Annotated in this window: 22 protein-coding genes; 10 read left to right on the top strand and 12 right to left on the bottom strand. The window is 69.8% G+C overall.

Annotated elements, in window-relative coordinates; genetic code table 11:
- Position 1: 1 nt before the first annotated feature.
- The 5 genes from ABZW60_RS15560 to ABZW60_RS15540 form a co-directional block, all read right to left on the bottom strand.
- Positions 2-781, bottom strand: coding sequence for an ABC transporter ATP-binding protein (locus tag ABZW60_RS15560; RefSeq protein WP_355477201.1), 780 nt, complete (start codon positions 779-781; stop codon positions 2-4).
- Between the two features lie 94 nt (positions 782-875).
- Positions 876-1,541: a response regulator transcription factor gene (locus tag ABZW60_RS15555; protein ID WP_355477199.1), complete on the bottom strand. Its 666-nt coding sequence runs from the start codon at positions 1,539-1,541 to the stop codon at positions 876-878.
- A complete protein-coding gene (locus ABZW60_RS15550) occupies positions 1,541-2,716 on the bottom strand; it encodes a histidine kinase (protein WP_355477197.1) in 1,176 nt (391 codons plus the stop codon). The genes ABZW60_RS15555 and ABZW60_RS15550 overlap by 1 nt, the downstream gene beginning before the upstream one ends.
- A gap of 176 nt (positions 2,717-2,892) precedes the next feature.
- Positions 2,893-3,534, bottom strand: coding sequence for a TetR/AcrR family transcriptional regulator (locus ABZW60_RS15545; protein ID WP_355477195.1), 642 nt, complete (start codon positions 3,532-3,534; stop codon positions 2,893-2,895).
- 58 nt (positions 3,535-3,592) lie between these two features.
- Positions 3,593-4,591, bottom strand: coding sequence for an acyl-CoA desaturase (locus ABZW60_RS15540; protein ID WP_355477194.1), 999 nt, complete (start codon positions 4,589-4,591; stop codon positions 3,593-3,595).
- 306 nt (positions 4,592-4,897) lie between these two features.
- Between ABZW60_RS15540 and ABZW60_RS15535 the strand changes: the two genes are divergently transcribed.
- The 4 genes from ABZW60_RS15535 to ABZW60_RS15520 all read left to right on the top strand — a co-directional run bounded on the left by ABZW60_RS15535 (position 4,898) and on the right by ABZW60_RS15520 (position 7,337).
- Positions 4,898-5,566, top strand: coding sequence for a hypothetical protein (locus tag ABZW60_RS15535; RefSeq protein WP_355477192.1), 669 nt, complete (start codon positions 4,898-4,900; stop codon positions 5,564-5,566).
- A gap of 404 nt (positions 5,567-5,970) precedes the next feature.
- Positions 5,971-6,240 carry a hypothetical protein gene (locus ABZW60_RS15530; RefSeq protein ID WP_355477190.1) on the top strand — a complete coding sequence of 90 codons (270 nt, stop codon included), beginning with the start codon at positions 5,971-5,973 and terminating at the stop codon, positions 6,238-6,240.
- Between the two features lie 3 nt (positions 6,241-6,243).
- A complete protein-coding gene (locus tag ABZW60_RS15525; protein ID WP_355477189.1) occupies positions 6,244-6,879 on the top strand; it encodes a 2'-5' RNA ligase family protein in 636 nt (211 codons plus the stop codon).
- Positions 6,880-6,905: 26 nt separating this feature from the next.
- Entirely contained in the window at positions 6,906-7,337 is a 432-nt protein-coding gene (locus ABZW60_RS15520; RefSeq protein ID WP_355477187.1) for a hypothetical protein, read from the top strand.
- A 4-nt stretch (positions 7,338-7,341) separates the two neighbouring features.
- Here the strand turns inward: ABZW60_RS15520 and ABZW60_RS15515 are convergent, their stop codons facing one another.
- The 4 genes from ABZW60_RS15515 to ABZW60_RS15500 all read right to left on the bottom strand — a co-directional run bounded on the left by ABZW60_RS15515 (position 7,342) and on the right by ABZW60_RS15500 (position 10,199).
- Positions 7,342-7,893, bottom strand: coding sequence for a GNAT family N-acetyltransferase (locus ABZW60_RS15515; RefSeq protein ID WP_355477185.1), 552 nt, complete (start codon positions 7,891-7,893; stop codon positions 7,342-7,344).
- Between the two features lie 70 nt (positions 7,894-7,963).
- Positions 7,964-8,323, bottom strand: a complete 360-nt coding sequence (locus ABZW60_RS15510; protein WP_355477183.1) for an NUDIX domain-containing protein — start codon at positions 8,321-8,323, stop codon at positions 7,964-7,966.
- Positions 8,323-9,282 (bottom strand): pyridoxal-phosphate dependent enzyme, encoded by a 960-nt coding sequence (locus ABZW60_RS15505; protein WP_355477181.1) that lies wholly within the window; start codon positions 9,280-9,282, stop codon positions 8,323-8,325. Before ABZW60_RS15505 ends, ABZW60_RS15510 begins: the two co-directional genes overlap by 1 nt.
- Positions 9,283-9,380: 98 nt before the next feature.
- The gene (locus tag ABZW60_RS15500) at positions 9,381-10,199 is read right to left on the bottom strand and encodes an alpha/beta hydrolase (RefSeq protein WP_355477180.1); all 819 of its coding nucleotides are present in this window, start codon (positions 10,197-10,199) and stop codon (positions 9,381-9,383) included.
- A 73-nt stretch (positions 10,200-10,272) separates the two neighbouring features.
- Between ABZW60_RS15500 and ABZW60_RS15495 the strand changes: the two genes are divergently transcribed.
- Positions 10,273-11,199 (top strand): phosphotransferase, encoded by a 927-nt coding sequence (locus ABZW60_RS15495; RefSeq protein ID WP_355477178.1) that lies wholly within the window; start codon positions 10,273-10,275, stop codon positions 11,197-11,199.
- Here the strand turns inward: ABZW60_RS15495 and ABZW60_RS15490 are convergent.
- Complete coding sequence (locus ABZW60_RS15490; protein ID WP_355477176.1) at positions 11,189-11,518, bottom strand: VOC family protein; 330 nt, start codon at positions 11,516-11,518, stop codon at positions 11,189-11,191. The two genes, ABZW60_RS15495 and ABZW60_RS15490, sit on opposite strands and share 11 nt — an antisense overlap.
- Before the next feature lie 94 nt (positions 11,519-11,612).
- Here ABZW60_RS15490 and ABZW60_RS15485 point away from each other — a divergent pair, with 94 nt between their 5' ends.
- From ABZW60_RS15485 to ABZW60_RS15475, 3 genes are all read left to right on the top strand, one after another.
- Entirely contained in the window at positions 11,613-12,686 is a 1,074-nt protein-coding gene (locus ABZW60_RS15485) for a hypothetical protein (protein WP_355477175.1), read from the top strand.
- A 316-nt stretch (positions 12,687-13,002) separates the two neighbouring features.
- Positions 13,003-14,463, top strand: a complete 1,461-nt coding sequence (glmU, locus tag ABZW60_RS15480) for a bifunctional UDP-N-acetylglucosamine diphosphorylase/glucosamine-1-phosphate N-acetyltransferase GlmU (RefSeq protein WP_355477173.1) — start codon at positions 13,003-13,005, stop codon at positions 14,461-14,463.
- A gap of 29 nt (positions 14,464-14,492) precedes the next feature.
- A complete protein-coding gene (locus ABZW60_RS15475) occupies positions 14,493-15,473 on the top strand; it encodes a ribose-phosphate diphosphokinase (protein WP_355477171.1) in 981 nt (326 codons plus the stop codon).
- Positions 15,474-15,581: 108 nt separating this feature from the next.
- Here the strand turns inward: ABZW60_RS15475 and ABZW60_RS15470 are convergent, their stop codons facing one another.
- A complete protein-coding gene (locus tag ABZW60_RS15470; RefSeq protein ID WP_355477169.1) occupies positions 15,582-16,061 on the bottom strand; it encodes a hypothetical protein in 480 nt (159 codons plus the stop codon).
- 70 nt (positions 16,062-16,131) lie between these two features.
- Positions 16,132-16,821: a hypothetical protein gene (locus ABZW60_RS15465; protein ID WP_355477167.1), complete on the bottom strand. Its 690-nt coding sequence runs from the start codon at positions 16,819-16,821 to the stop codon at positions 16,132-16,134.
- A 135-nt stretch (positions 16,822-16,956) separates the two neighbouring features.
- On the opposite strand from ABZW60_RS15465, the gene ABZW60_RS15460 reads away from it, so the two are divergent.
- A complete protein-coding gene (locus tag ABZW60_RS15460; RefSeq protein ID WP_355477166.1) occupies positions 16,957-18,918 on the top strand; it encodes a histidine kinase in 1,962 nt (653 codons plus the stop codon).
- Positions 18,906-19,547, top strand: coding sequence for a response regulator transcription factor (locus ABZW60_RS15455; RefSeq protein ID WP_355477164.1), 642 nt, complete (start codon positions 18,906-18,908; stop codon positions 19,545-19,547). The genes ABZW60_RS15460 and ABZW60_RS15455 overlap by 13 nt, the downstream gene beginning before the upstream one ends.
- Positions 19,548-19,549: the final 2 nt, after the last annotated feature.

The following is a 19,549-nucleotide window of genomic DNA, read 5'->3' as shown; positions in this document are numbered from 1 at the left end:
GTCAGGCCCCCAGCTGGCGCAGTGCGTCGAGAACGCTCTCCGGGGTCGGCTGCCGCAGCTCGCCGGCCAGCTTGCCGTCGGCAAGCATCACGACGCGGTCGGCGTACGACGCGGCGAGCGGGTCGTGCGTCACCATCACCACGGTCTGGCCGAACTCGCGGACCGAGCGCCGCAGGAAGCCGAGCACCTCGGCGCCCGACCGGGAGTCCAGGTTGCCGGTCGGCTCGTCGGCGAACACGACCTCCGGCCGGCCGACCAGGGCCCGGGCCACCGCGACCCGCTGCTGCTGGCCGCCGGACAGCTCGGACGGGCGGTGCGTGAGCCGGTCCTGGAGGCCGAGGACGTCGATCAGCGTGGTCAGCCACTGCTGGTCTGGCTTGCGGTTGCCGAGCTCGAGCGGGAGCAGGATGTTGTCGTTCGCGGACAGCATCGGCAGCAGGTTGAAGGACTGGAACACGAACCCGACGCGGTCGCGGCGGATCTTGGTCAGCTCGGCGTCCGGCAACTGGGTCAGCTCGGTCTCACCGAGCAGGACCTGACCGCTGGTCGGGGTGTCGAGCCCCGCCAGGCAGTGCATCAGCGTCGACTTGCCGGAGCCCGACGGCCCCATGATCGCGGTGAACCGGCCGACCCCGAAGTCGACCGAGACCCCGTCGAGCGCGGCGACCGCGGTGTCGCCCTGTCCGTACACCTTGCGCAACTCGTGCGCTCGGATCGCGGTCCGCGGCTCCCCGTCCTGCGGCAGCCGCCCCGCCGCAAGCTCCCCGGTCTGCAAGCTCATGTCACTCCTTGGTTTCGATGGTGACCAAGAAGTTAGTGAGCGCGGCGCCGGATCTCGTCGGACTCCGGACGGGACTCCGCGTACTACCTGGGTATTACTTGGTGGGTTTCACAAGGCCCGTCTCGTACCCCAGGACGACGAGGGCGACCCGGTCACGGAGGCCGGTCTTGGCCAGGATGCGGCCGATGTGCGTCTTGACCGTTGCCTCGGACAACGTGAACAGCCTGGCGATCTCGGTGTTCGACAGGCCGCGGGCGACCTCCACCAGGACCTCGCGCTCGCGGGCCGTCAGGTCGGCCAGGTCCGGGCGCTCGACCTCCTCGTCGGGCAGGGCGCCGGCGAAGTGCTCCAGCAGGCGTTTCGTCGTACTGGGGGAGACGACGGCGTCGCCGGAGTACACCTGGCGGATCGCGTTCAGCAGGTCGGCCGGCGGGGTGTTCTTCAGCAGGAACCCTGCGGCGCCGGCCTTGATCGCGGCGAACGCGTACTCGTCCAGGTCGAAGGTGGTGAGCACGATGACTTTAGGTGCGTCTGGCAACGACTGCAGCCGGCGGGTGGCCTCGACACCGTCCAGCCGCGGCATCCGGACGTCCATCAGCACGACGTCGGACGCGGTCACCTGGATCTTCTCGATCGCCTCGCCGCCGTCACCGGCCTGCCCGACCACCCGCATGTCGGGCTGGGAGTCGACCAGCATCGTGAATCCCGCTCTGACCAGCTCCTGGTCGTCCACCAGGAACACGCGGATCCCGTCGTCCATCACTCTCCAGTCGGCAGGTTGTACGGCAGCCGGGCGATCACCTCGTAGCCGCCGCCCGCCTTCGGTCCGGCGCTCACCGTACCGCCCGAGACCGAGGCGCGTTGCCGCATCCCGACCAGGCCGTGACCCGGGTCCGCGCTCGGCGCGACGCCGGCGCCGCGACCGTCGTCGGTGACCACCACGGTCAGCATCTCGCGCCCGAAGTCCAGTGTGACGGAGGTCCGCGCTCCCGGCCCGGCGTGTTTCAGCGTGTTGGTCAGCCCTTCCTGCACGATCCGGTACGCCGTGAGGCCCAGCAGCGCCGGGAGGTCGCGCGGCGCGCCGGTGACGTCGTACGTGACGTTGAGGCCGGCCTCGCGGACGTTGTCGATCAGCTCCGGGAGACTGGAGACGCCGGGCTGCGGGCGAGGCTGGTTCGGGTCGAGGTCGCGCTCGTCCTGTTTGAGCAGACCGAGCATCTTGCGCATCTCGGTGAGGCTCGCGCGGCCGGTGTCGCCGATCGTGGCGAGCGCTTTCTTCGCCGCCTCCGGGGACTGGTCGGCGGCGTACAGCCCGCCGTCGGCCTGGACGATCATGATCGACAGCCCGTGCGCGACCACGTCGTGGATCTCGCGGGCGATCCGGGTCCGTTCGTTGCTGACGGCCAGCTTCGCCTCACGGTCGCGGTCCCGCTCGAGCTGGGCGGCCCGGTCCTCGAGCTGGGCGACGTACAGCCCGCGGGTCCGGCGGCGCTCGCCGAACGCCCAGACGCCGAAGACGAGCGCGCCGAGCGCGACCATCATCGTGACCTGCTGCTTCCAGTCCGAGTTCGCCCAGTACCGCGAGGTCGCCATCAGGACGCCGAGGCCCCCGATACCGAGCGCGATCCGGCTCAGGCGCACGTCGCCGTACACGGAGATCGCGTACAGGGCGACCAGCAGGCCGACGTTGCCCGGCATCAGCTCGAAGCCGCCGAGCCACTGCAGCACCGCGACCGAGCAGACGCCGAAGAAGACCAGCTCCGGGTGGGTTCGGCGCCAGATCAGCGGGGCCAGCATGCCGAACGCAAGGATGCCGCTCAGGTGCGCCTGGGCCAGCGACAGGAAGCCGAAGATCATGCACAGGCTGCCCGCCAGCAGCAGGTCGAACGCCCTGCTCCGGGCAGGCACCGGCCGCGCGGTCAGGATCCCCGTCATGCTGGCCAGGGTACGGGGGTGCCGTCCGGCGCGGGTCATTCTCCGGTCGGATCTCGCCGTACGACCGGGGTCGGCGGACCTGAGACACTCATCAACCGGCCGCCGGCCGGAACGGCCACGCTCAGGGCCGGCTGTTCAGGGGCCGCGGGCGGTGGTTGGTGAGTGACGGCGGTCCGCTACTTGTGCGGCCGGGTGGAGAGCGTGGGCTTGGCCTCGAGGCCGGACAGGCCGTTCCAGGCGAGGTTGACCAGGTGTGCGGCGACGTCCGGCTTCTTCGGCTTGCGCGCGTCCAGCCACCACTGGCCGGTGAGCGCGACCATGCCGACCAGCATCTGGGCGTACATCGGGGCGTTCTTCGGGTCCAGGCCGCGGCGCTTGAAGTTCTCCGCCAGGATGTGCTCGACCCGGGTCGCGACGTCGCTCAGGATCGAGATGAACGACCCCGTCGACGACCCGACCGGCGAGTCGCGGACCAGGATCCGGAAGCCGTCGGAGTTGTTCTCGATGTAGTCGAGCAGCGCCAGCGCGGCCTGCTCGACCAGTTCGTGCGCGCGGCCGGCCGTCAGGGACTGCGTGACACCGTCGAGCAGTGCGCGGACCTCGCGGTCCACGACGACGGCGTACAGGCCTTCCTTGCCACCGAAGTGTTCGTACACGACCGGCTTGGAGACCTCGGCCCGGGCCGCGATCTCCTCCACCGACGTGGCCTCGTACCCCTTCTGGGCGAACAGGCCGCGGGCGATGGTGATGAGTTGCTCGCGACGTTCGGCACTGGTCATCCGGATCCGGCCGGACCGCCGCGGTTTGGGTTCCGTCACGTCGTGATCACGTCAGCATCATGCCGTACTTCGGGTGTTGCTCGGGGAGGTTTAACGGTCAGGCCGCTTTGAGAGTGCGCTGCGAGTTGTCGGTGCGGCGCGCTTCCAGCCGCTCCTTGACCGGCCAGCGGACGTCGGAGACCCAGCCGCGCTTCTCGAAGAACCAGATGCAGCGGGCGGACGTGTCGATCTGGCCCTTGAGGACGCCGTGCCGCGCGCAGGTCGGGTCGGAGTGGTGCAGGTTGTGCCACGACTCGCCCTGGCTCAGGATCGCCAGCCACCACACGTTGCCGGACTTGTCCCGGCTCTTGAACGGCCGGTCGCCGATCGTGTGACAGATCGAGTTGATCGACCAGGTCACGTGGTGCAGCAGCGCGATCCGGACCAGGCTGGCCCAGAAGAACGCGGTCAGCGCACCGGTCCACGACCACGACCAGAGGCCGCCGATGACGGCCGGCGCCAGCAGGCTCACGGCGACCAGCAGCGGGAACATCCGGGACACCTTGACGACGTCCTTGTCCTTCAGCAGGTCGGGCGCGTACTGCCGCTGCGGGGTCTGCTCGGTGTCGAACAGCCAGCCGACGTGCGCGTGGAAGAAGCCCTTGGTGAGGGCGCCCAGCGTGTTCCCGTACTTCCACGGGCTGTGCGGGTCGCCGTCGCGGTCGGAGAACTTGTGGTGCTTGCGGTGGTCGGCCACCCAGCGGATCACCGGGCCCTCGATCGCCAGCGAACCGGCGATCGCGAGCGCGTACTTCAGCGGGCGGTTCGGCTTGAACGACTTGTGCGTGAACAGCCGGTGGAAGCCGATCGAGATCCCGTGGCCGGCGATCGTGTAGAAGACCACCGCGAGCACGACGTCCCGCCAGCCGAGGAACCCGCCCCACGCGAGCGGCACCGCCGCCAGCACCGCCAGGAACGGGATCCCGATGAACAGCGCCAGCGCGACCTGCTCCCAGAGCTTCTTCTGCTCACCACCGAGCGTCCCGGTGTGCACCTCCTCGTCGACCGGCACGGTACGGGTGGGCGCGTCCGGAGTGGCTACGGCGGGTGGAGTCATCGCTGTCATCCCTCGAGTCGGGGGGTCCTTACCTACGCCACCGTAACCTACGGAACCGTAGGTAAGGAACCCCTGAGCGTGTCATCCACCCCACTCATGGCAAACTGTCCCGGCAACCACGATCCCCCGTGGGGTAATCGGCAGCCCGCGAGACTTTGAATCTCGAAGACCTGGATCGAAACCAGGCGGGGGAGCTAGTACCTGCTGTTGTACCTGTGCGTGACGGCCGGATATCTCCCACGCGGTGTTACGCACGGCTCCCGCGTCGCCAGGCTGCCGCCCGCGGATGAGCGCTAGCTTGTGCGGATGGAGATTCAGGTTGTGGAGGGGCGGTTCGTCGAGGCGCCGGCGGTGGGTGCGAGTGGGATGGAGCGGCGGGCGTTCGGGGAGTTTGTCGGGCCGCAGGGGGAGTTGGCGTCGTACGCGCTGGGCTGGACGACCGGGCAGGAGCAGCACATCGGCCGGATCTCGGTCGGTATCGGGGCGGGGAATCCGGGCGGCGGGACGTTCCATGCGGTGGTGTTCGACCAAGAGAACGCGTACGCGTTCAGCCTGGTCGACGAGCCGTTCGAGGACGTGTCCGAGGGTGGACCGGACCTCACGGCCGAGCAAGCCCGGGCGCACGGGGATCTTCCGTTCGTGTGGTGGGTGGCCGATCAGGTGTTCGCCCGGGATCGCCGCGCGCAGTGGATGCGCCACTGGCTGCTGGGCACCCGGTGTATCCAGACCGCCCAGGTCTTCGAGCTGAGCGAGCCCGTACTGCTGGTCGGCCACGACGCCGACGACGGACTCTGGCAACTCATCGGCACCACAGACGCAGCAGCCGACGGCAAGCTCGGCCACCTGAGCCACGCGATCGACGAAGACCAGACGCTCCTCGACGTACTCGACATGAACCCCGGCGAATCCGCCTCCCGCCAGCACCCAGGCGGCCCCTGGACACGACACACCGGCTACCCAACCGACGCGTCCTGAAATCGCGCCCGCCGCAGCGCTCCGAAACTGGCTGCGCCGCCGGTCGTCAACGCTCGCCGGAGGACTGGTGTCGGGCGAGCATGACGGTGATCAGGAGGTACGGGACCGTTCTCACAGGCTCAGTGTGCCTTGGGTGGATAGATTGTCGGCGTGCATCGGTTGCGGTGGGGGCTGGTTGTGTTGCTGGCGTTGGCCGGGTGTGGGGTGGGCTCGGTGGAGCAGGGTGGGGACGTTGATGTGAGCAGGGCGCCTGAGCGGTTCAGGATCGTGCCGGACGACTATCACGTGCCGTACGCGGGGACTGCTGCGGACGGGCGGAAGTTCTTTCTCAGTGATGAGCTGTTCGGTCCGGGGCGGCGTACGTCGGGTTGTTCTTGTGGAAAGCCGACGGGACGTTCGACGAGGTGAAGGTTGATGAGGTTCCGCGGGCGCATGGGGTTCCGCCGGGGCAGGCGGCTTCGGCGGGGGCCGATGGGCTCGTCGCGGCGCGGCTGGGTGAGCTCGGGAAGTATGTGCTCGAGCCGATCGACGTCGCGCCGTTCTCGGTGGAGAGGAACGGTGTGACCTTCGGGTGGGTGGGTGACGAGTTCGAAGGGATGTACTCGATCCACATCGAGCCCGGCGACTTCATCGCGTACTACGCGCCGTGGGACGGCCTCGGGTACGACACTTGACGGATGGATTCGCCTGAGCACGAGGACGAGCTGGCCGATCATTGGTGGTGGCGACCGGGGTGGAAGGTCGGTACGCGGTTCTACGCGTGGCACATCAACCTGTTCGAGGACCCGCTCCGTGGGCTCGCCGCGGAGCATCAACGTGAGCTCTCGACGGTTCCCGGGCTCGACCTGATCCCGCTGCGGTGGTTGCACCTGACGATGCAGGGCGTCGGGTTCCGCGAGGACGTGCCGGACGCGCGAGTGGACGCATTGCTCGCCGCGGCGCGGGTGCGGCTGGCGGAGCTCGAGCCGGCCAAGGTCCGGTTCCACCGCCCGGTCGTACGTCGTGAGGCGGTCCTCCTCCCGGCGGATCCAGCTGAACCGCTGCGGACGATCCGGTACGCCGTACGCGCCGCGATCGCCGACGTGTGCGGCGGCGTACCCGAGAACGCGGACGGCTACCGCCCGCACATCAGCCTCGCGTACGCCAACACCGCGCAGCCCGCCGCGCCCATCATCGCGGCCCTCGACCGCGTCAACCCGACGCCCGCCGACCTCATCCTCAGCACGGTCTCCCTCATCGAGATGCACCGCGACAACCGCATGTACCAGTGGCGCACGGTTGAAGCCGTCCCTTTGGGCCTGAACGTCCGCTAACGTTCGGCGCAGCCGAGGCGGAGGGGATGAGGGTGGGGTTTTTCGGGAGTTACGTGTACGCCGACCGCGCGTGGAGCGAGATCGATCCGGACGCGGAGGTCGCCGAGCCGGCGGAGCCGTACCTGCTGGTGATGATTCATGACAGCGACCTCGCGATGATCCGCTACGCGCCGGCGGGTGCGGGGACCGGGGAGGCGTTTCTCGGACACACACCGCGGGCGTATTTCGGGGACCCGTCCGCGCCGGGCGCGGGTGATCCGGGCCTCGAGGCGGCCGGGCTGGCCGCGTGGGCGGAGTTACTCGGAGCTTCTCCTACCCCGGCCGAGGTCGAGCGCTTCCTGGCGAGCGACGACGCACCAGACGACGAGCAGGACGACGTACCTGACGAGGACGTCTTCGTGGAACTGAAAACGGCCAGATTCCTGCAAACGTTGGGCCTTCCGAAACTTCCTCAGTAGCTGTTCAGAGCTCGTCGTTGAGGTGGAGTGGGGACGTGCGGAAGTCGGCCTTGCGGGCCTTCTCGGACAGGAGGCGTATGAGGACTGCTTGGGATGTGGGGGTTCCGTCGGCGAGGATGCGGGCTTCGGGGACGGCGGGCCAGCCGGAGGTTCTGGTGTAGAAGGGCTGGTTGTGGGGTTCGCAGCAGATCAGGCCGAGGTCGGCGGTGCTGGACTCGATGCGGCGGCAGGCGGTGGTGACCAGGCGGCCGGCCCAGCCTTCGCCGTGGAAGGACGGGAAGGTCAGGACGCTGGTGGGGGCGGCGACCGCGTACGTCGTGCCTTCGTGCTGCACGTCCAGGTGGACGATCTCCAGGTGGCTGACGACGAGATCGCCGGCGACGTACAGCAGGTGGTGCGGTTCGTACGCCGGGTTGGTGATCCAGTCCCGATACCTGAGCGCGCCGGTGAACCCCTCGGGCCAGACGATCCGCAGGAACGACAACACCTGAGCCTTCAACAGCGGAGGCAGCGTCCCCGGCCCGTACTCGACGTACCGCACTTCCTCAGTTCCCATCATTCACCTGACGACGGAGGAGGTCGCCGAGCTCGGGCGGGTAGATGGTTTCGGTGGTCGTGTGGAGGTCCTAGGCGGTCCACCAGGCGAAGCCGAGGGTCGTGGTCGTTTCATAGTCGCTCAGCTGGGCCGGCGCGGGGGTGAAGTGGGAGACGCGATGCAGGAGCCATTCTTCGTGGACGTCCATGGTCCGGCCGTTGAACTCGTACGTGTGGTCGCGCGTCCACACGTGCATGCCGGGTGGTAGGTCGCGCAGGCCGGTTTCCTCGTAGGCCTCGCGGGCTGCGGCGGCTTGGAGGGTCTCGTCGGGGTCGACGCCGCCGCCGACCGCGTACCAGCATTCGGCGTGGGTCTTCGCGTCCCGAGCATGGATCAGGAGCACGCGGTCGTCGTCGTCCAGCAGCAGGAGCTTCACCGCGAGCCTCGTCATCAGAGGCCGACCCAGCGCCGGTACTTGTCCTGGTCCACGTTGCTGCCGCACACGATCGTGACCACCTGCCGGCCGGCGAAGCGGTCGCGGTTCTCGAGGATCGCGGCGATGCCCAGCGCGGCGGACGGTTCGACGACGAGGCCGGCGTGGTCGAGGAGCAGGCGCAGGCCGGTGACGATCGAGGATTCCTGGACGAGTACGGCGTCGTCGGCGACGACGAGGAGGTCGTCGAGGACCTCCGGGATCGGGATGCGCCCGGCGACGCCGTCCGCGATCGTGTCGATCGAGTCGGTCGTGACGACGCGGCGCTCGTGCCAGGAGCGCGTCAACGCCGGGGCGCCGAGCGGTTGGACGCAGATCACTTCGGTGTGCGGCGCGACCGTCTTCAGCACGTACCCGACACCGGTCGCCAGGGCGCCGCCGCCGAGCGCGATCAGTACGGCGGGGTCGGGCCCGTGGAGCGCGTCGACGAGCTCGAGGCCGATGGTCGCGGCGCCCTCGCACGTCTCGAGATCCAGGCTGTCCTCGAGCAGCCGGATCCCGTCGGACTGCGCGATCTCGGCGGCTCGTACGCGGGCGAGTTCGTGGTCGCCGTCGACGAGTTCGAGCTTGGCGCCCAGCGCGCGGATGCGGTCGAGCTTCGCCGCGGTCGCGAACCGGGAGGCGACCACCGTGACGTCGAGGCCGCGGTCGCGCGCGGACCAGGCGAGGGCCTGACCCAGATTGCCCGCGCTCGCACAGACCACGGCGCGCGAACCGCCGGCCGCGAGCTGACTGGCGACGACCTCGGTACCGCGGCCTTTGAAGCTGCGCACCGGGTTCGCCGTCTCGAGCTTGATGTCGACCGCACACCCGAGCTCAAGTGCTTCACAGCGATACAACGGACTGTCCAGGAACACCGGGTCGATGACCCGCCGAGCCGCGCGAATCCGCTCCATGTCCAGCCGCGTCCCCTGCACGAGACCGCAGCCTACGGGAGACTCGGGGGATGTCAGAGGGAGCGGACGTCTCGTGGCGCGGACCCATACCTGCTGCCGCTCTTCCAAGCTCCGCCTCCCTAACTGTCCAGGAACTCGTGGATGTGGTGGGACCAGGTTTCGGGTTGTTCGAAGTGGCACATGTGGGCGGTGTCGGGGATGACGGTCAGTTGGCTGGGGACGGCTTGGTGGAGGCGGTGGGCCAGTTGGACGGGGAAACCCATGTCTTTCTCGCCGTGCAGGATCAGGACAGGTTTGGCGAACGTGCGGAGGATCTGCTCGGGGTCGCCGGTGAACCACGGGTGCATGAGGCCCTGGATCGCGCGTTCCTCGGACCAGTCGCCGAGGTCGGTGCCGAGGGATTCGAGCAACCGCAGGTACGCCGGTGCGCGGTCCAGGTCCCACACGAAGACCGTGGAGTTGCGCAGGGCGCCGTCCGCCTCGTCCTCGATCCGTTGACGGCGCTGGTACTCGTCCCAGCCGGCCAGGTGGACAGCCGCGTCCGCGGACGAGTACGCCGAGGTCGACGCGAGCACCAAGCGCCGGACCTGCTCCGGATGCTTGTCGACGAACTGGATTGCCGCGCGCCCGCCGGTCGAGAACCCGACCAGGTCGACCACGCCGAGCCCGAGCCGGTCGATCAACCGGTGCGTGTCCTCGATGACGAACTCCGGCTGGAGCTCGTCGTCAGGTAACCCGCGGCTGCTCCGCCCGCACCCGCGGAAGTCGAACAGCACCACATGATGGTCGCGGGCCAGCGGCTCGAAGCCGGGCACCAGGTACCCATGCCCGACGTCAGGCCCGCCGTGCATCACGACCACCGAAGGCCCCTCGCCCCGCCGCCCCAGCTCCCGCACGAACAGCGTGACGCCACCGACGTCGACCAGCGAATCACCCATGCACGCAAGGGTTTCAGGCCCCACCGACAAAATCGGACGACAGCACCCCGGCCCGCCGCTAAGGTCTTTCGGCATGCCGCTGTCCGACGCCTTCCTGCAGGAACAGCTCCACCTGCTGGGGTTCCGGGATCCTGACCAGCTCGCGATCGGGATGCAAGGCGCGGTCTACCGGCTCGGCGACGAGAAGGTCGCGAAGATCTGGTTCCACGCGGGCGAGACCGAGCTCCGCACGCTGGCGGAGCTGTACGCCGAGCTCAAAGGCCTGCCGTACCGCACACCCAAGATCCTGAGCCTGCATCGACCCGGCCCGTACTGGGTGACGGTCGAGGAGGAGCTGCCGGGTGTCCCGCTGTACGAGGTCGCGCCGGAGTTCGGTGCACCAGGGTGGGCACGCGTGCGGGACTGCGTCGTCGAGGTGGTCGAGGCGCTGGCGCAGGTCGAGGCGCCGGACGTGCTTCGCCGTACGTCGGTCCTGGACGAGACCGACCCGTTCCGCCCGGGAGGGGTGTCGTGGCGCGAGGCGCTGACCGGTCTCGTCCGGCGCCGGGCGGCTCGCTTCGACGCGCGGCTGGTCGACGACTTCGACGCCAAACTCGAGGCGCTGCTGCGCCTGCTGGCCGAGCTGAAGGAGCCCGAGCCCCGGCTCGTCCACGGCGACGTCACCGCCGGCAACATCCTCGTCGACGACGACCTGCGCCCGGTGACGCTGCTCGATTTCGGGCTGCTGACGATGGCCGGCGACCCGGTGTTCGAGGCCGCGGCCACCGCGAGCGTCATGGACCTCTGGTCGCCCCGGGTCCGCGAGATCGAGGCCGCGTACGACGCGGCGTTCGCCGCCGGCCTCGGCTACGACGCCGATCAGCTCCTGCTCTACCGCTGCGCCTACTCGCTGATCATCGCCAACGCCCACGACGACGACCCGTACGACCGCGACAGTCACGCGCCCCTGACGGCGAAGTTGTTCAACAGCCCGCAGGTCGCCGCACTGCTCAGTCGATGACGCAGAAGACCGTACCGTCGGGGGCTTTGAGGACGGTGAAGTCGGCGTCGGGCGGATAGCTCCAGTCCTCGACTCGCTCGGCGCCGAGGCCGATCAGCCGCTCCACTTCCGCTTCCGGTGTCGAGGAGCCGTCCACCCACAGGTCGAAGTGGGTGCGGTCGGTGCTGTCGAGATGGACCCTGGTCGGCGGTGTGCCCGGTGGCGGGACGAGGAAGTCCGGGTTGTCGTCGGGCGTGAGGCCGAGTGCCTCGCGCCAGAAGTCCGCGGAGGGGCCGGTCGACGGTACGTTCAGGACGATTGCTCCGAGTCTGAGCGCCATGCCGTCCAGGGTTGCAGAAAACCGCGTGTAACGCAGCGGAGGAGTTGCAGCGTCGAGAGGGGTGTACGAGACGCAGACTCGGAGGGGATTCGTTGTGAGAAAAGCAAGCATCCTGGTCGCACTGACCGCCGCCGTGCTGACCGCAGCACCCGCCGCCGCTCAGCCGGCACCGGACGGATCGTTGCGCTGGACAACGACCGCGACGGATCGGCAGCCGGCCACGTTCAACGACGTGGCCACCGGCGCCGGCGGCACCTGGGCGGTCGGTGGTGACCAGAAGCAGGACTTCCGGGACCAGCGTCCGCTGGCGATGCGTTGGGACGGCAAGACCTGGAAGGCGACCGCGCAACCGGTCACGACCAACGCGACCCTGGAGAGCGTCGCGGTCGGTACGGCGAAGAACGTCTGGGCGGTGGGCGAGGATCGCGCCAACCCTGACAAGCCGAAACCACTGGCCCTGCACTGGAACGGCACCAAGTGGCAGGTCGTCAAGCCTCCCGCCGTACCCACAGGGTCGTTCGACGACGTGGTGATCGCGCCGGACGCGTCGGCCTGGGTCACCGGCTGGGCGAACGTCGCTGGCAAGGAGCGCGCCGTCGTCTACCGCTACGCCGCCGGAAAGTGGCAAGCACTCAACGCCGGTCTGGAAGTTTCCGTCAACGGCAACGTGCTGACCGTCCTGTCCGCGAAGAACGCCTGGCTGGGCCTCAACGCCGGCCTCGCGCACTTCGACGGAAAACGCTGGACGCTGGTCAAGGATCTACCCACCGACGGCTCCCGCATCCCGACCGGTATGGCCGCCGCCGGCCCGAAGAACATCTGGCTCGTCGGCGTCCAGTACACCTCCGGCATCGCTCCGCTCGCCATGCACTACAACGGCACCAAGTGGACCGAGGTCGCCGTCCCGGCCGGTATGGCCCAGCTGTACGACGTTGCCCTGCGCAACAACCGCCCGGTCGTCGTCGGCGAGCGGTTCGCGGACAACCAGACTGCGACGCCGTACGTCCTGCAGCTGAGCGGGTCGAAGCTCGTCGCCGCCCCCGCGCCGAAGGCCGCGACCGGCACGCTCACCGGCGTCGCGGTCGCGAAGGACCGGGTCTGGACGGTCGGGATGTCCGCCGCCTCGGCGCAGGACCCGTTCGCCGCGCTGGCCGCGTTCAGCCGCTGATCTGCCCCGGCGTCCGGCCGAAGGTACGACGGAAGGCCGCGATATACGCCGACGCCCCGCAACCGCAGGCTCGTCCGCTGTTAAGTAAGGCTGCCCTAATTTCGATGGGGGTACTGGAAACGCGGTGAAGCCGACCATGAGGAGCACTGAGAGTCACCGGACGGTCTACGCGCGGTGCCGGGGAGGGTGAGATCGATCTCGCCGTCCCCGTGCGAGGGGCCGTCCGGAGAGCAAGTAGGCTTGCGCGGGCGCTGTTTCGGGTGCCCGTGCTGATACTTGTTGAAAGAACTCGCAGGGAACTCGAGGAGAAGACCGCGTGACTTCCCATCGCCCCACGGCGGTCGTGATCATGGCCGCCGGGCTCGGAACCCGGATGAAATCGGCGACCCCGAAGGTGTTGCACGAGATCGGCGGGCGCAGTCTCGTCGGGCACGCCGTGCACACCGCCCGGGCGCTCAGCCCCGAACACCTCGTGGTCGTGGTCGGCAACGGCCGCGAACTGGTCGAGGAGCACCTGAAGGCCGTCGACCCCGAGGCCCGGACGGCCGTCCAGGAGCAGCAGCTGGGCACCGGCGACGCGGTCCGCGCCGGTCTGACCGCCGTACCGGCCGACTTCGACGGGTCGGTGGTCGTCACGTCCGGTGACGTCCCGCTGCTCGAGGCGGAGACGCTGCTCGACCTGATCGCCGACCACGACAAGCAAGGCAACGCGGTCACCGTCCTGACCGCGCGGGTCCCCGACCCGACCGGCTACGGCCGGATCGTGCCGGGGCCGGACGGCACCGTCGCGGCCATCGTCGAGCACAAGGACGCCACCGCGGAGCAGCGCGCGATCGACGAGATCAACGCCGGCATCTACGTCTTCGACGCGGCCACCCTGCGGGACGGCCTGAGCCGGCTGACCACCGACAACGCCCAGGGCGAGCTCTACCTGACCGACGTGATCGGCATCGCCCGCACCGACGGCAAGCGGGTCGGCTCGCACGTCACCGGCGACGCGATGCAGACCGAGGGCGTCAACGACCGCGTCCAGCTCGCCACGCTCCGCGCCGAGCTGAACCGCCGGACGCTCACCCGCCTGATGCGCGAGGGCGTCACGATCGTCGACCCGAACACCACCTGGGTCGACCAGACCGTCCAGGTCGCCCGTGACGTCACCCTGCTGCCGAACACGCAGCTGCACGGCGCGACCACGGTCGGCAGCGGCACGACGATCGGCCCGGACACCACCCTGACGGACCTGGAGATCGGCGCGAACGCGACGATCATCCGGACCCACGGGTCGAGCGCGGTGATCGGCGACGGCGCCAGCGTCGGCCCGTTCGCGTACCTGCGCCCGGGCACGAAGCTCGGCGTGAAGGGCAAGATCGGCACGTTCGTGGAGACCAAGAACTCCACCATCGGCGACGGCGCCAAGGTCCCGCACCTGACGTACGCCGGCGACGCGACCATCGGCGAGGGCGCCAACATCGGCGCCGGCACGATCTTCGCGAACTACGACGGTGTCGCGAAGCACCCGACGCACGTCGGCAAGCACTCGTTCATCGGCAGCAACTCGGTGCTGGTGGCGCCGCGGACGATCGCCGACGGCGCCTACCTGGCGGCCGGCACGGCGCTCACCGAGGACGTCGGCCCGGGCGAGATCGCGGTCGCCCGCGGCCGGCAGCGCAACATCAAGGGCTGGGTCGCGCGGAAGCGGGCCGGCACCAAGACCGCCGCGGCGGCCGAGGCGGCGCTCGCCGAGCAGCCGGCGGACCAGCCGGACCAGCAGGCCTGAGGACGAGGACAACGGGAGGCGCGGGCGAGATGAGCGGGATGAAACGAACCACCGAGAAGAACCTGATGGTTTTCTCCGGCCGGGCGCATCCCGGTCTCGCCGAGGAGGTGGCCGAGGAGCTCGGGTCCGGTCTGGTCCCGACCCAGGCGTACGACTTCGCCAACGGCGAGATCTACGTCCGGTTCGAGGAGTCGGTCCGGGGCAGCGACGCCTTCGTGATCCAGAGCCACACCTCGCCGATCAACGAGTGGATCATGGAGCAGCTGATCATGGTCGACGCGCTGAAGCGGGCGTCGGCCAAGCGGATCACCGTGGTGCTCCCGTTCTACGGCTACGCGCGGCAGGACAAGAAGCACCGCGGCCGGGAGCCGATCTCGGCCCGGCTGATGGCCGACCTGTTCAAGACCGCGGGCGCGAACCGGCTGATCTGCGTGGACCTGCACACCTCGCAGATCCAGGGCTTCTTCGACGGCCCGGTGGACCACCTGATGGCGCTGCCGATCCTGAGCTCGTACGTCGCGGAGAAGTACGGCGACCAGCAGCTGGCCGTGGTGTCGCCGGACGCCGGCCGGATCAAGGTGGCCGAGCAGTGGTCGGCGCGGCTGAACAACGCGCCGCTGGCCTTCATCCACAAGACCCGCGACATCGACCGCCCGAACGAGACGGTCGCGAACCGGGTCGTCGGTGAGGTCAAGGGCCGGGTCTGCATCCTGGTCGACGACATGATCGACACCGCCGGCACCATCACCAAGGCCGCCGACGCGCTGTACGCCGAGGGTGCCGCCGGGGTGGTGATCGCGGCCACGCACGCGATCCTGTCCGGCCCGGCGGTCGACCGGCTGAAGAACTGCCAGGCCAGCGAGGTGATCGTCACGAACACGCTGCCGATCGCCGAGGAGCGCCGCTTCGACAAGCTCACCGAGCTGTCGATCGCGCCGCTGATCAGCCGGGCCATCCGCGAGGTCTTCGAGGACGGCTCGGTCACCAGCCTCTTCGACGGCCGGGCCTGACCCGCCGTTCACAGGCGGGGACAACCCCGCCTGTTGGGGGTTCTCCGCTCGCACACCAGCGAAGAACCCCCAGCTCGAGCGGATATCCGCTCGAAGGTCGGCGCGGCGTCAGGCGTCGATACGGCGGCCGGTCAGCTTTCCGGTGCCGGTCTCTATGACCTGGGTCGTGCTCCCCGGCGCGAACACCGTGAACCGGTAGGCCGCCGTGAGCTTGCCGTGCGACAGCGAGCCCCACAGCCGCACCCGCGCCGTCGGCCCGACCGACTCCGGCCCCTGTTCACCCGGGAACCCGGTCCAGAACGTCGCCCGGAACGACTTCCCGTGCCGTGCCCAGGTCCCGGTGAACGGCGGCCCGGCCGGACTGATGTCGTGCGTCACGATGACGCCGCCCGCCGCGAAGCTCACCACCACCCGGATCTTGTCCGGCGACCCGTCGTCCTGCCGGACGCACATCCAGCTCCCGAGCAACCCGTTGTCACTGTCGGCCAGCGCCGGCGTAGCGGCCCCCAGTCCGACGATCGCGACACCACCGGCCGCCATCCCCGCACCCCTGAGCGCCTGCCTGCGCCCCATTGCATTCTCACTCATCGGAGTCCCTCCCCAGAGACGGTTGTCTTTCCACGCTGCACCCGGCCTCCAGGCGTGGCAATGGTTCGCCTCAGGTGTGCACGGCTTCGGACGTACGGCGCCACGCGTAGTAAGCGATCGCGATCGCGCCGGCCGCCATCGGCACCTGGACGACCAGCCCGACCCATCCGTTGCCGGGGACCACGAAGCTGATCACGATGAACAGCACCAGCGCGGACACCCACCACGGCACGGTGTGCGACCGCCACAGCCCGACCACCTGGACGACCGTGCCGAGCGCGGCCAGCAGCGCACCGGCCAGCATCAGCCCGAACAGGTGCAGCAGGTCGTCGTTCGCGCTGTCGATCACTGCCGTACCGGCGGCCGCGTCGACGCCGGTCGCGAAGTAGTACGCCGTCGCGAGCCCGGCCACACCGACCGCCTGGCAGGCGATCCCGATCCACATCATCAGACCGCCGACCGTCGCCCAGGCGGCGCCGCGGGCGCGGACCAGGTAGGCGGTGAGGAACGCCTGCGCAGGGACTCCGAGCAGCCCGCCGATGCTGAGTACGACGAGTAGGCCCCACCAGCGGTCCCGCAGCGGCTGGATGTCGGCGTACGTGTAGGTCTCGCCGCCTCCGGACGGGTCCGGCCAGAGCACTCCGCCAGGCGTGGCGACGAGGTTGCTGACGGTGAGTACGACGCCGATCGCGCCGATGCGGCGGCGGGTGACCCGGTCGGCGGCCGGTACGACGTCCGGCCGGACGGTTTCGGTGGACATGGAAGCCTCCCCTGGAGAAATCGGACAGCTCCAGCGAACGTCCCGGGGGTGCGGTGACACATCGGAGCGGGCACCCAGATCCGTCTCCGTGCTGGCCCGGAGCCATTCCGGGCGGTCCGGACTTAACCTGACGGCATGCGGTGGCCGCGGTGGGTCGCGCTCGGGACCTTCCTGCTCGTTCTGACGATCGTGGCGGGGAGCTCCTGGCTGCTGGTCGCCTACCGCACCGGCCCGCACACGCTGCGGAACTTCGCCGGACTGGCCGCGCTCGGCCTCGCGATCGCGGCCCTCGGTCTGGCCGTCGCCCGGCGTGAACCGGCGAACCCGGTCGGCCCGATCCTGGGCTGGATCGGTGCGATCGTGACATTCCTGGCCGGCCGGGACGTGTACTACAACGCCGCGGTCCACGACCGGTTGCCGCTGGACACCAAGGTCGTGGCCTGGCTGAGCGAGAGCGGCTGGTGGCTGCTGGTTGGGGTCGCGTTCCTGCTGCTCTACTTCCCGACCGGGAGGCTGGTCGGCCCGCAGTGGTGGCCGATGCCGGTCGCGCTGGTCGTCCTGGGTATCGCCCAGCAGGTGTTCGGAGCCTTCGCCGCCGAGCCTTTCCTGCCACCGCTGGAGGATTGGCCGCGCCCGTACGCCGCCCTGACCGGAGCACTCCGGGTCACGAGCGACGTCGTGTTCTTCGGATTCCTCCTGCTGTGCCTCGCGGCCCTTGTGCCGTTGGCGATCCGGTTCCGTCGCTCGACAGGTCAGGTCCGGGCCCAGGTGAAGTGGCTGGGGCTCGCGGGCCTGGCCGCCGTGCTCTATCCGTTGGTCTGCCTGGCCGAGATCGTCGTCACCGGCTCGAGCGGCATCGTCGCGACCGTCTTCGGCGTCGTCGCGCTCGTCTCGCTGCCGGCCGCCGTGGCACTGGCGATGCTCCGCCACGATCTGTACGACGTCGACCGTGTGCTCGCCGACACGGTCAGCTACGGCATCGTGATGGTCGTCCTGCTCGGCACGTACGTCGTCGCGGCCGTTTCGCTCGGCCTCGTCCTGGGGCGCGACTCCGCGATCGTCGCCGCCGCGGCCACGGCGATCTGCGCCGCGCTCCTCGCACCGCTGCGCGTCCGGCTGCAGCGGATCATCGACCGGCGGCTCTACCCGCCGCGACGTGCTGCGCTGCAGGCGATCGAGGACCTGCAGCGGCGGATCCACGGCGAGCAGGCGCAGCCGGAGGAGCTCGAGTCGGCGCTGCGCACAGCTCTGCGCGATCCGGGCTTGAAGGTCGGACTGCTCATCCCGGGTACGTCAGGGTTCGTCGACGCGACCGGCAGGCCGGTTGGCGGCGCACAGCTGGTTCCAGTGATGCTGGGCGGCACGCAGATCGGCGTACTGGCGTCCGAGTCGAGCAGTCCCGCCGTACTGAAGGCTGTAGCCGCCGGGGCTGCCAGTCTGGTCGAGGTGACGCGACTGCGCGCCGAGCTCAGCAGTGCGCTGCGAGAGGTCGAGGCGAGCCGGGCCCGGCTGGTGCAGGCGGGTGATGCCGAGCGGCGGCGGCTGGAGCGCGACCTGCACGACGGTGCACAGCAGCGGCTCGTCTCGCTGGGCATGGCGATGCGCCTGGCTCAGCGGCACCTCGGGGACGGGACCGTGGACGTCGACGGGCTGCTCGACCAAGGGGTCGCGGAGCTCGGTACGGCGGTCGCCGAGCTGCGGCAGATCGCGCACGGGCTCCGTCCGACGAGCCTCGACGACGGGCTCGGAGCGGCGCTGTCCGCGATCACGCAGTCACTGCCGATCCCGGTGCACCTGCACGTCCCGGCGGATCTGCCCGACGAGCTCGCCACGACGGCGTACTTCGTCGCGGCCGAGGCGGTGACGAACGCGGCCAAGTACGCGAACGCGACGTCGATCGCGGTCCGGGTGGCCCGCTCGACGGGCGAGGTACGGGTCCGGATCGAGGACGACGGCTGCGGGGGAGCGGCGCCGCGGCCGGGATCGGGGCTGAGCGGCCTGCTGGACCGGGTCGCGGCGGTCGGCGGTTCGTTGGAGCTGCGCAGCCCGGCCGGCCGCGGTACGACGGTCGAGGCGGTGCTGCCGTGCGGATCGTGATCGGTGAGGACTCCGCGCTGTTCCGGGAAGGACTGGCGCGGCTGCTGGCCGATGCCGGGCACGAGATCGCCGGTCTCGCCGCGGACGCGCCGAGCCTGATGACCGTGGTCGCGGAGACGTCGCCGGAGCTGGCCGTCATCGACATCAGGATGCCGCCGGACCACACCGACGACGGCGCCCGGGCCGCGCGCCGGCTGCGGGTGCTGAACCCGGAGCTCGGGATCGTCCTGCTGTCCCAGCACGTCGAGACGCGGCACTCGGTCGACCTGGTGGCGACCGGCCGCTTCGGCTACCTGCTCAAGGACCGGGTGCTCGCGGTCGACGAGTTCCTCGACGCGCTGGACCGGGTGGCCGCCGGCGGGTCCGCGCTCGACCCCGAGGTCGTCGGCCGCCTGATCGGCCGGCGCCGTACGGACGACCGCCTCGCGCCGCTCACGCCGCGGGAGCGTGACGTCCTCGCCCTGATGGCCGAAGGCCTGACCAACCTCGGGATCGGGCGCCGGCTGTTCCTCACCGACCGGACGGTCGAGACGCACGTCGGCAGCATCCTGGCGAAACTCGGCCTGCTCACCAACGACGAACAGCACCGCCGCGTGCTCGCCGTCCTCGCCTATCTCGGCGGGCACTAGAT

The organism is Kribbella sp. NPDC003557 (assembly GCF_040610805.1).
GTDB lineage: Bacteria > Actinomycetota > Actinomycetes > Propionibacteriales > Kribbellaceae > Kribbella.
Note: the sequence above shows the minus strand (reverse complement) of the source record. Positions and strands in the feature narration are given on the sequence as shown.

What these genes read in the sequence shown, in the direction of transcription:
- ABZW60_RS15535 (WP_355477192.1), top strand. Translation starts at nt 4,898, where the DNA reads ATGGAGATTCAGGTTGTGGAGGGGCGGTTCGTCGAGGCGCCGGCGGTG.
- ABZW60_RS15525 (WP_355477189.1), top strand. Translation starts at nt 6,244, where the DNA reads ATGGATTCGCCTGAGCACGAGGACGAGCTGGCCGATCATTGGTGGTGG.
- ABZW60_RS15490 (WP_355477176.1), bottom strand. Translation starts at nt 11,518, where the DNA reads ATGGCGCTCAGACTCGGAGCAATCGTCCTGAACGTACCGTCGACCGGC.
- ABZW60_RS15550 (WP_355477197.1), bottom strand. Translation starts at nt 2,716, where the DNA reads ATGACGGGGATCCTGACCGCGCGGCCGGTGCCTGCCCGGAGCAGGGCG.
- ABZW60_RS15560 (WP_355477201.1), bottom strand. Translation starts at nt 781, where the DNA reads ATGAGCTTGCAGACCGGGGAGCTTGCGGCGGGGCGGCTGCCGCAGGAC.
- ABZW60_RS15510 (WP_355477183.1), bottom strand. Translation starts at nt 8,323, where the DNA reads ATGACGAGGCTCGCGGTGAAGCTCCTGCTGCTGGACGACGACGACCGC.
- ABZW60_RS15465 (WP_355477167.1), bottom strand. Translation starts at nt 16,821, where the DNA reads ATGTCCACCGAAACCGTCCGGCCGGACGTCGTACCGGCCGCCGACCGG.
- ABZW60_RS15470 (WP_355477169.1), bottom strand. Translation starts at nt 16,061, where the DNA reads ATGAGTGAGAATGCAATGGGGCGCAGGCAGGCGCTCAGGGGTGCGGGG.
- ABZW60_RS15460 (WP_355477166.1), top strand. Translation starts at nt 16,957, where the DNA reads ATGCGGTGGCCGCGGTGGGTCGCGCTCGGGACCTTCCTGCTCGTTCTG.
- ABZW60_RS15515 (WP_355477185.1), bottom strand. Translation starts at nt 7,893, where the DNA reads ATGGGAACTGAGGAAGTGCGGTACGTCGAGTACGGGCCGGGGACGCTG.
- ABZW60_RS15555 (WP_355477199.1), bottom strand. Translation starts at nt 1,541, where the DNA reads ATGGACGACGGGATCCGCGTGTTCCTGGTGGACGACCAGGAGCTGGTC.
- ABZW60_RS15500 (WP_355477180.1), bottom strand. Translation starts at nt 10,199, where the DNA reads ATGGGTGATTCGCTGGTCGACGTCGGTGGCGTCACGCTGTTCGTGCGG.
- ABZW60_RS15540 (WP_355477194.1), bottom strand. Translation starts at nt 4,591, where the DNA reads ATGACTCCACCCGCCGTAGCCACTCCGGACGCGCCCACCCGTACCGTG.
- ABZW60_RS15495 (WP_355477178.1), top strand. Translation starts at nt 10,273, where the DNA reads ATGCCGCTGTCCGACGCCTTCCTGCAGGAACAGCTCCACCTGCTGGGG.
- ABZW60_RS15520 (WP_355477187.1), top strand. Translation starts at nt 6,906, where the DNA reads ATGAGGGTGGGGTTTTTCGGGAGTTACGTGTACGCCGACCGCGCGTGG.
- ABZW60_RS15475 (WP_355477171.1), top strand. Translation starts at nt 14,493, where the DNA reads ATGAGCGGGATGAAACGAACCACCGAGAAGAACCTGATGGTTTTCTCC.